The sequence below is a fragment of the Pseudomonas sp. 05N434 genome, from assembly GCF_056396965.1.
Genome location: NZ_JBFTMK010000471.1, coordinates 1 through 4013, shown reverse-complemented (window position 1 = coordinate 4013; position 4013 = coordinate 1). Strand labels below are relative to the sequence as shown.

Below are 4013 nucleotides of genomic sequence, written 5' to 3'. Positions count from 1 at the left end.
AGCATCAAGCGCGTAAAGCCTTTACGAAAAGTCCCCACGACTGCGATTCCTTCTGTTGTGCGCTGGCCCTAATCAGCGTTGTGAAGGAGAGAGCGAAAGTCGTGCCGCTTTTTGATTGTTGTTTTGATTCAAGGGGTTATCGATCAAGCAAGGTGGATCGATGGTTGAGCTGTTTCAGGCCTGAGACAAAATCTGGAGCTGCAACGGGAAAAAAGCGGGATAGAGCTCTGGATCCGTGGTTTGCGCTGTGATGTATCAGCGCTTTAACACATGGCATGACAGGATGATGAACGACGCTTAGACGGGCGGTTAGGGAGCAGAGGTGTGTTTCAGAAGCGGACGTATTTGCAAAATTACCGCAACAAATGCCGGGTGCCGGGGTGTTGGCGACTGTAGCAGCTGTCGAGCTTGCGAGGCTGCTACAGCGGGATACAGGTCAGCGCTCAAGCAGCAGAGTGACGGCCTGCAACGCTTGGGCTCGGCGTTCTGCCCAGTCACCCTGGATCACTTGAACAGATTGCCGATGCTGCTCCAGCCACGCTTGAGTCGCGTTGAAAAAAGCCCGGCGTTGATCCAGCTGCGGCTGACAGCGCTGGCCATCGTCGGTCCAGTCGACGAGTTCAGGCGACAACAGCAAGTGCAAGTCGTAATGCCGGGCCAGCAGCGCTTGTTCGAGCCAGGCCGGGCAATCGCTGAACAGGGTCTGGCTCCAAAGCATGTTGCTCAGCAAGTGCGTGTCGAGAATCAGCAACGGTGGCGCAAGGGCGCGGGCATCATCTTCCCATTGCAACTGGCCGCGGGCGATCTCGGGGATATCCGCGAGGCAGGTGTCCCGTGCCTCCTGTTCAATGAACCAACGCACGTATTCACCCACCAGAACGCCGCCGAATTGCTGTTGCAGCTCGGTGGCGAGCCAGCTCTTGCCGCTCGATTCGGGTCCCGTGAGCACCAGCACTTTCATGTGCGCAAAGCCGGGTCGGCGCGCCACGTCCGCCAGCCTTGCACCGCCAGCAGGGCGAAAACCCCATAGAGGGCGGCGGTCAGGTACAGCTCTTTGTAGATGAACAGGCCGACGAAGATGACGTCCAGCGCGACCCACAGCGGCCAGCATTGCAGGCGTTTTTGCGCCATCCATAACTGTGCTACCAGGCTGAAACCGGTCAAGGCGGCGTCGAGCCAGGGTTGGGCGGCGTCGGTCCAGTGAGCCATCGCAGCGCCCAGCAGCAGGCTGCCGACCGCGCCCACGGCCAGCCCGAGCGCGACGGATTGGCCATCGAGCAGGCTGACGTGCCGCCCGTCATGCGTCACGCCCGCGCGAGTCCACTGCCACCAGCCGTAAAGCTGCAACGCGGCGTAGATCACTTGCAGCAGCATGTCCGAATACAGCTTCACCTCGAAAAAGATCCAGCTGTACAGCAGCACCATGACCAGACCGACCGGCCAGCACCAGGGGTTCTGTTTGACCGTCAGCCAGACGGCAATCACACCGAGGGCGGCGGCAAACAGTTCAAGCCCGGACATGGAGGATCCTTGGGGAAGACGAAAGGGGGGAGGATTGTAGCGGCAGGCGCGGCCAAGTAGAACCGGCTTGCGCAGTCCGGTGTAGCAGCTGCCGAGCCTGCGAGGCTGCGTTCGGTGTGGGCCGCATTCGGACGAAGCCGTCGTAAATTCTGCGCACACGGTCTATCTGGAACCGGCGTCGCCTGATTTCACGACTGCTGCGCAGCCGAACGCAGGCTGCGCCAGCTGCTACAAGTGATCAGACGCGAAACTGCTTGAGCAACCCGTTCAACTGTTCGCTCAATTCCTTGAGATGAACACTGGCCACGCTCGACTGCTCGGCCGCCAATGCCGTGCTGTGGGACAACCCGGCGGCCTGGGTGACGTTCTGATTGATGTCTTCCACCACATGCGCCTGCTGCAAGGTTGCACTGGCAATCGAGGCATTCAAGCCGTTGAGGTTGCGCAAGGCCTGGCCGATGGCATTCAGGCTGGCACCGGCCAGGCCGGCCTGCTCGATGGTCAGTTGCGAGGCGCGGCTGCTGTCGCCAATGACCTTGACCGCCGCTTCGGAATGGCTTTGCAGGCGTTCGATCATCGACTGGATTTCTGCCGTCGACTTCTGGGTACGCTGGGCGAGCAGGCGCACTTCATCGGCGACCACCGCGAACCCTCGACCTTGCTCACCGGCCCGGGCGGCTTCGATGGCAGCGTTGAGGGCCAGCAGGTTGGTTTGCTCGGCGATAGAGCGAATCACTTCCAGGACACTGCCGATTTGCGTGCTTTCGTCGGCCAGCGTACGAATCACTTCCACCGCTTGATCGATGGTCGAAGACAGCTTGTCRATCTGCTGCAGGCTGCCATCGATATTGATCTGCCCCTGCTGCGCCTGAGATTCGGCATCGCGCATTTCACTGGCCGCGTGCTCGGCGTTTTTCGCCACATCCTGCACGCCGTAGGTCACTTCGTTGATCGCGGTCGCCACCAGTTCCATTTGCTGGGACTGCTGCTGGCTGCGTTGCTGGGCTTGTGCGGCGTCGTTGCCCAGTTCGCTGGAAGACTGGCCCAGCGCGCCGGCGGACACTTGCAACTGATTGATCACCAGGCGCAGCTTGGCGGTAAAGGCGTTGAAGTGTCGGGCCAGTTGCGTGACTTCGTCCTGGCCGTGGGTATCAAGGCTGCGGGTCAGGTCGCTTTCACCGCTGGCGATATTGGCCATGGCATTCACGGTTTCCTGCAGCGGGCGCACGATGCTGCGGGCAATCATGATCACCAGCAGCGCCATGATCAGGGCAATCACCAGGCCGACGAAAGACGCCTTCCAGACCTGCGCATTAAACTCGGCCTGCATGTCGTCGATGTACACGCCTGAGCCGATCACCCAACCCCAGGGCTCGAACAGTTTGACGTAGGAGGTTTTTTCCACCGGCGCACTGGCGCCCGGTTTCGGCCAGCGATAGTTGACCATGCCTGCGCCCTTGGCCTTGGCGATGGCGGCCATTTCGTTGAACAGTGCAAAGCCATCCGGGTCGCGGATCGTCGAGAGGTTCTGGCCTTCAAGTTTTGGATTGGTCGGGTGCATGACCATGACCGGCGTCAGGTCGTTGATCCAGAAATAGTCATTCTGGTCGTAGCGCAAACCCCGCACGGCGGTCAGTGCCTGCTGTTGCGCGGCGGCGCGGGTGAGGGTGCCGGCGGTTTCCAGGCCGTGGTAGTAGGTCAGGATGCCACTGGCGGTCTGCACCACGTGCTGGGTTTTCTGGGCCTTGGCCTGATAGAGGTCGTCGTGGATCTGCTTGAGCATCAACGCGCCCAACGTCAACAGCATCACCACGGCCACGATCAAGATAAGCCACAAGCGTCGGCTGATCGACACACTGCGCAAGCTGTTCATAACGCTGTTACTCCGTTTTCTTGTTCTTGTCATAAACGATCGCCAGCATCCAACCACACGTTGCCGATCGGGCCTATCCTACTCAGGTCCTATTACGCGGCAGCGTAAATGAGGCTTGTCTGATAGGATTTCGGCCCCGCGCGGAAAAACCTGAGTCCAAGTCGATTTTTCACGGAATTTTTAYGGTTTTGTGTGGATCTTGTGCGCGCGGGGTTTCAGCGCACGCTGATCGCGAATAACGCTCTACAAATTATTAACGGGGCATGCCTGAGGGCATGGCTTCTTGGGGGAATGATGGATCTTTGGACAGCCTTTCAGGCATTGATTTTAGGCGTTGTAGAAGGGCTGACCGAGTTCTTGCCCATTTCCAGTACCGGGCACCAGATCATTGTGGCGGACCTGCTCAATTTCGGCGGCGAACGAGCGATGGCCTTCAACATCATCATTCAGCTCGGCGCGATCCTGGCGGTGGTCTGGGAGTTCCGTCGCAAGATCCTCGACGTGATCATCGGTTTACCGACGCAGCCCAGCGCTCGACGCTTTACCGCGAACCTGTTGATCGCCTTCATGCCGGCCGTGGTATTGGGGGTGATTTTCGCCGACCTGATCCACAAGTACC

The 4013-nt window shown here is 59.6% G+C and carries 5 protein-coding genes; 2 read left to right on the top strand and 3 right to left on the bottom strand.

Features of this window, described 5'->3' with window-relative positions; all coding sequences use genetic code 11:
• The coding region (locus AC1DLB_RS23620) for a hypothetical protein (protein ID WP_477785738.1) at positions 1–251 on the top strand (251 nt) is incomplete at its 5' end.
• A gap of 185 nt (positions 252–436) precedes the next feature.
• On the opposite strand, the gene AC1DLB_RS23615 is transcribed toward AC1DLB_RS23620, so the two are convergent.
• The 3 genes from AC1DLB_RS23615 to AC1DLB_RS23605 all read right to left on the bottom strand — a co-directional run bounded on the left by AC1DLB_RS23615 (position 437) and on the right by AC1DLB_RS23605 (position 3394).
• Positions 437–961 (bottom strand): AAA family ATPase, encoded by a 525-nt coding sequence (locus AC1DLB_RS23615; protein ID WP_477743228.1) that lies wholly within the window; start codon positions 959–961, stop codon positions 437–439.
• The gene (gene pnuC, locus AC1DLB_RS23610; protein WP_258612094.1) at positions 958–1521 is read right to left on the bottom strand and encodes a nicotinamide riboside transporter PnuC; all 564 of its coding nucleotides are present in this window, start codon (positions 1519–1521) and stop codon (positions 958–960) included. Before pnuC ends, AC1DLB_RS23615 begins: the two co-directional genes overlap by 4 nt.
• Positions 1522–1759: 238 nt before the next feature.
• A complete protein-coding gene (locus tag AC1DLB_RS23605; RefSeq protein WP_192350613.1) occupies positions 1760–3394 on the bottom strand; it encodes a methyl-accepting chemotaxis protein in 1635 nt (544 codons plus the stop codon).
• A gap of 294 nt (positions 3395–3688) precedes the next feature.
• Between AC1DLB_RS23605 and AC1DLB_RS23600 the strand changes: the two genes are divergently transcribed.
• Positions 3689–4013, top strand: a 325-nt coding sequence (locus tag AC1DLB_RS23600; protein ID WP_477785737.1) for an undecaprenyl-diphosphate phosphatase, incomplete at its 3' end; no start/stop codon positions are given.

What these genes read in the sequence shown, in the direction of transcription:
- AC1DLB_RS23615 (WP_477743228.1), bottom strand. Translation starts at nt 961, where the DNA reads ATGAAAGTGCTGGTGCTCACGGGACCCGAATCGAGCGGCAAGAGCTGG.
- pnuC (WP_258612094.1), bottom strand. Translation starts at nt 1,521, where the DNA reads ATGTCCGGGCTTGAACTGTTTGCCGCCGCCCTCGGTGTGATTGCCGTC.